We start from the raw sequence: 6000 nt of genomic DNA on the forward strand, positions 1-6000 counted from the left end.
ACAATCACATTTCTGACCCCGGAAATGCTTATTTTCTGTATAATTCTGGCAGGTTTCCTGACTTATCCCTGAAAAGCGACCTTCCCATCCTCCATTGGACAGTGGCATAAGAAACTTATCAATTACGGGATTCACAGTAGCGGGCACTATTCCGGATTCTCACCGGATTCCCTTTTATGTAACGGATGAAATCTATTACATCACCAAAATTGCAACAAAGGTAGAAAAAATTAAAAAAATCTCCTGCAACAAACCGGGAAATTATTCAATGAACTACCGGGAAACGCCCAGGAAGCCTACGACTCAGGAACGACAGCCGAACCGAATCCGGTCTTGTTAAAAGCGAAACACCGGTAAAAAAAGAGATGGTGTTTTATATTATTCTCCTATTACTTTGGGCACGTGTTTGCTATTTTATTTGCATGTGTTATTTTTGTAGTTATGAAATGGTTATTATGAAAAATTTATTTAGAACAGTCAGCGTGATTGCTTTAGCCGGCTGGTTTTTAGCGTGTTCAGAGAAAAAGAGTGAACCGTGTTACGAAATTATTCCTGCCCCGCTGGAAATCCGGGAGAATTTTTCAGGCGGGGAATTCGTGTTGGATGATGGCGTGTGTATTGTTTACCCGGGAGAGAACGAGGCAATGCGTCACAACGCTTTGTTTCTGGCGGATTACCTGAAAGCGGCTACCGGACGGGATTACCGGGTGGAAACCGGTTCGCGCGGGAAGAAAAATGTAACGTTACAATTAGATTCGAGTATTAAAAATCCGGAAGGGTACCGTGTGAATGTGTCTGCCAGCGGAGTAGTGATTGCCGGGGCAAGTGAGGCAGGCGTATTCTATGGCATACAAACGTTGCGCAAGGCTATCCCTGTAAAGGCGAACAGTGTTCCCGTATTAACCGCTGTCGGGATAGAAGACGAGCCGCGTTTCGGTTACCGGGGGGTACATCTCGATGTGTGCCGCCATTTTTTCACGGTAGACGAGGTGAAGAAGTTTATCGATATGATGGTTTTGCATAACATGAACCGATTACATTGGCATATTACCGACGACCAGGGATGGCGCATCGAGATAAAGAAATATCCTGAGTTGACAACAGTAAGTTCCCGTCGCACGGAAACGGTGATCGGGCATAATAGCGGTAAATATGACGGTAAGCCGTATGGCGGTTTTTACACGCAGGAGCAAGCACGGGAAATAGTGGACTATGCCGCCGAACGCTATATTACCGTGATCCCCGAGGTCGATTTGCCGGGACATATGCAGGCGGCATTGGCCGCGTATCCGTATTTGGGGTGTACCGGAGGTCCGTACGAAGTGTGGAGAATGTGGGGTGTGTCCGAAGAAGTGCTTTGTGCAGGGAACGACAGCGTGTTGACTTTTATCGATGACGTATTGACAGAAATTATGGAGATTTTTCCTTCCGAGTACATTCACGTAGGAGGAGACGAGTGCCCCAAGGTGAGATGGGAAAAATGCCCGAAATGTCAAGCCCGTATCAAAGCATTGGGTATCAAAGGTGACGACAGGCACACGAAGGAGGAATATTTGCAGAGTTTTATTATTTGCCACGCGGAGAAATTTTTAAATGAACACGGGCGCCGGATGATCGGCTGGGACGAAACACTGGAGGGCGGTTTGGCCCCGAATGCCACGGTGATGTCCTGGCGCGGGGAAGGTGGAGGTATCGAAGCCGCACGCCAACATCATGATGTGATCATGACTCCGGACACTTACTTGTATTTCAATCATTACCAGAGCAAGGATACCGAGGAAGAACCGGAAGCGAATGGAGGTTACTCCCCGCTAGCACACGTGTATGGTTACGAACCCATACCTTCAATGCTCACTTCTGACGAGCAGAAGTTTATCAAAGGCGTGCAGGCGAACCATTGGACGGAATATATCACCACTTTCCCGCAATTACAATACATGGCTTTACCGCGCTGGGCGGCTCTTTGCGAAATTCAGTGGAGCCAACCGGAGAAGAAAGATTACGCTGATTTTCTAGAACGATTGTTGCGGCTGACTCGTTTGTACGATGCCCTGGGATATAATTACGCGAAGCATATATTCGATGTGACGGCAGATTATCGCGTTAACACGAAAAACGGGACGGTGGATATTTTCACGGGCACGATTGACGACGCACCGATTCATTATACGCTGGACGGGACAGAACCCACGGTTCAGTCGCCGGTGACGGCGGGGGTGTTGTCTGTCAGTCAAAGCGGAACGTTTCGGGCGATGGCGGTGCGTCCCTCAGGAAACAGCCGCGTAGTGACGGAAAAGATCACTTTCGGCAAATCGACTTGCAAGCCGATAGTCGCTAACCAGCCCATAAACGAGCAGTACAAGTTCAACGGAATCACGACTCTTGTCGATGGTTTGCAGGGGAATGGCAATTATAAAACGGGGCGTTGGATCGCTTTCCGGGGTAATGATATGGATGTGACGATCGATTTATGCCGGGTTGAGGAAATCTCTTCCGTGACATTTCACAATTGCGTAGAAAAAGGGGATTGGATATTCGACGTGCGTTCCGTGGCCATAGAGGTTTCGGAGGACGGGAAAAATTTTGAGCGCGTGTTTTTCGGGGAATACCCGGAGATGCAGGAATCCGACCGTAACGGATTGTACGTGCATAAGCAGACATTTGCCCCGGTGAAAGCCCGTTACATGCGGATTATGGCTTCTCCCGAGAATGTAATGCCCGATTGGCATCCCGGGAAAGGTTACCCGGCGTTTTTGTTTGTGGATGAAATAGTAGTGAATTAAAGAAAGATTCGGAAGATATGTCGTTTGTACGGAATCTGTTTTTCAGCGTGTTCCTGGGTGTCTGGGGAACATTGTCGGCACAGGAGGAAAGGGTGATTCCTGTCCCGAGGGAAGTACTCCCGGGAACAGGAGAGTTCCGTATATCGGAAGTTACGGCATGGCACACCAATCTGAGTGGAGCGGAGAAGGAAAGTTTAGTCAATTACGCGGCAGCGGAGTTATCTACGGGGAGACAAGAATGGCACGGAAAAGATCATACGGGCAAGGATGTCGTATTTTTTCAAAAAATATCCGATGCGGGCATTCATCCCGAAGGGTATGTTTTGGAAGTTAAACCGGAAATAGTGACGGTATCGGCCTCTACCGCAACCGGTTTGTTTTACGGTTTGCAGTCATTGCTGCAATTGATGAAGCCGGATAAACGGGGAGGCTGGACAGTTCCGGCGGTGACGGTTAAAGACTCCCCGCGGTTCGGGTACCGCGGATTCATGATAGACGTTTCGCGTCATTTCCGCCCGAAGGAGTTTGTCAAGAAGCAGATAGACGCTATGGCCCGTTATAAGTTGAACCGCTTGCATTTGCATTTGACGGATGCCGCCGGTTGGCGTATCGAGATCAAAAAATACCCGAGGCTCACAAGTTTTGCAGCGTGGCGCCCGGAAGCGGAATGGAAGAAATGGTGGAATACTGCCGATGGACGCAAGTATTGCGAGCGGGAGGATCCTGCCGCTCAAGGCGGGTATTACACGCAGGAGGATATCCGGGAGCTGGTGCGTTACGCGGCGGAACGCCATATCACGATAATTCCTGAGATAGAGATGCCTGCCCATTCGGAAGAGGTATTGGCGGCTTATCCCGGTTTATCGTGTGCGGGTGAACCTTATAAGGGGTCTGATTTTTGCGTGGGTAACGAGGAAACGTTTACTTTTCTGGAAAATGTACTTACCGAGGTGATGGCGCTTTTCCCGTCGGAATATATTCACATCGGGGGCGATGAGGCTGGCAAACAGGCATGGAAGAGTTGTCCGAAATGCCGGCGGCGGATGGCGGACGAGGAGTTGAAGAACGAGGATGAATTACAGAGTTATCTGATTTGCCGTGTGGAGAAGTTTTTGAACGGCCACGGGCGTAAGTTGTTGGGATGGGACGAGATCATGGAAGGCGGGTTGGCTCCGAATGCCACGGTGATGGTGTGGCGGGGCGAGGAAGGCGGAGTAAGGGCCGTGAAAGCCGGGCATCGTGTCGTGATGACTCCCGGAAAATTTTGTTATCTGGATAGTTACCAGGATGCACCGCAGTTTCAGCCGGAAGCAAGCGGGGGGTATTTGCCACTGGCTAACGTGTATTCGTATGACCCGGCATCTCCCGCGTTCACAGAGGAAGAGGCGAAATTGATTTATGGCGTGCAGGGCAATTTGTGGGCGGAGTATATCCCTACCGATGAACATTACGAATATATGGCTTATCCCCGTTTGTTGGCTATCGCTGAAGTGGCGTGGAGTGAACCTGCCAACAAGTCATATCCTGATTTTCGCAGGCGGGTATGCCGGGAGATCGGATGGTTGCGTGACCGGGGGTACCATCCTTTTCCCCTGGAGCAAGAGTTAGGGGAACGTCCCGAAGCAAAGGAAAAGGTCGTTCATTTGGCATTGGGGAAACCGGTGGTGTACAATGCTCCTTATAACGAACATTACAAAGCGCAGGGGGATAAGACCCTGACGGATGGCATCCGCGGGGGATGGACGTATTCCGATGGCGCGTGGCAGGGGTTTATATCGCGGGACCGCCTCGATGTAACTATCGACCTGGGGAAGGCCATTTGCATAACTTCCGTGGAGGCAACTTTTATTCAAATGGTGAATCCCGAGGTGTTTTTACCATGCGAAGTGATCGTTTCTTTCTCGACAGACGGGAAGAATTTCGTGGAAGCGAAGCGAGAGGAATACAAGGTATCGAAAGAAAAACCGGTCTGCTTTGGAAACTTCGGTTGGACAGGATGTGCCTCGACCCGTTACGTGCGTTACCAGGCCCGTTCGGACAAGGATTTACGCGGTTGGTTGTTCACGGACGAAATCATCGTGAAGTAAAAATGATAATGTATGGATGAAAACGATATTTTGCTCGTGAAACGGTTAAAGAACCGGGAAGAGAAAGCTTATGTTTTCTTGTTCGAGCAATATTATAACCGTTTGTATCGTTTCGCTGCCAATTATTTACGCGATCCCAAGGCTGCTCATGATATCGTACAGGATTTGTTCATGGATCTTCTCGAAAAAAGCGAGGTACTGAATATAACGACTTCGGTAAAAGCCTATTTGTTTGTGATGGTAAGGAATCGTTGTTTGAATTTCCTCCGGAATTTGAAAATCAAAGACTCGTATATACAGAATGTACTGGAAGCCCATTTGTATTCGGATACCGTAGACGCGATCGATGAAGGCTCCGTGTTGGATGAGTTGCAGGTCATTGTCGATAAGATGCCCCCGGGGATGAAAGAGGTTTTTCGTTTACGTGTCACGGAGGATTACAAATTTAAGGAGATTGCCGAGAAATTAGGAATCTCGGAAAATAGTGCCAAGGTTCAAATGAATGGAGCAATCCGGATGATCCGGGAAAAACTGCCTTACCTGAAAGACCGTCTATTGTTATTTGCTTTATTTTAAATCTTTTCCCCAAAAAGTAATATTTTGTCTTAACTTTTTTCCTTTTTGAAGTGTCTTAATAGAAATTATATCTAAAAATAATGAAAAAGGGGAAAGACGAATCTTTGGAATGGACGCTAATCAAGAAGAGTCTTACTGAAGATTTGACACAAGAAGAACAGGAGCAACTGAATGCCTGGTTGGACACTCTCCCGGAGCATCGGGCTTTTTACAACCGGATTTCCAAGTTCGACCGTACGGAAGGTATCGGGGGATTGCCGGAGGAAATATATCGGCATGACCTGAACCGGTACATAGATAAATTCCGACAAAATAAGCGGAAAAACAATAAACGACGTCTGGTATATCTCACCCGCTACGCGGCGATATTTATCGTGTTGTTGGGTGTGGGATTGTATTTCCGGTACACGAACGGTTTGCAGGAGATGATGCCTGATAATATGTCCGCTATTACTCAGGTCTTACCGGGACAGGCTGCCGTAACCTTGCGGCTGAGCCATGGTGAACAGATCGTACTGGATTCTATTTTGACAAAACAAACGGTCGGTAAAGAT

The 6000-nt window shown here is 48.3% G+C and carries 4 protein-coding genes and 1 riboswitch; all 4 genes read left to right on the forward strand.

The features are described from left to right. Window positions 1–30: 30 nt before the first annotated feature. Window positions 31–223, reverse strand: a riboswitch (cobalamin riboswitch). Window positions 224–455: 232 nt separating this feature from the next. Beyond that, complete coding sequence (locus WS42_RS08540; RefSeq protein WP_046450980.1) at window positions 456–2783, forward strand: glycoside hydrolase family 20 protein; 2328 nt, start codon at window positions 456–458, stop codon at window positions 2781–2783. Window positions 2784–2800: 17 nt separating this feature from the next. Further along, complete coding sequence (locus WS42_RS08545; protein WP_118576666.1) at window positions 2801–4870, forward strand: beta-N-acetylhexosaminidase; 2070 nt, start codon at window positions 2801–2803, stop codon at window positions 4868–4870. A gap of 12 nt (window positions 4871–4882) precedes the next feature. Next, the gene (locus tag WS42_RS08550; RefSeq protein ID WP_046403176.1) at window positions 4883–5446 is read left to right on the forward strand and encodes an RNA polymerase sigma factor; all 564 of its coding nucleotides are present in this window, start codon (window positions 4883–4885) and stop codon (window positions 5444–5446) included. An 80-nt stretch (window positions 5447–5526) separates the two neighbouring features. Continuing rightward, window positions 5527–6000, forward strand: a 474-nt coding sequence (locus tag WS42_RS08555; RefSeq protein ID WP_046450981.1) for a hypothetical protein, incomplete at its 3' end; no start/stop codon positions are given.

Origin of the sequence: Odoribacter sp. N54.MGS-14 (assembly GCF_000980295.1) — a bacterium.
Classification (GTDB): Bacteria; Bacteroidota; Bacteroidia; order Bacteroidales; family Marinifilaceae; genus Odoribacter; species Odoribacter splanchnicus.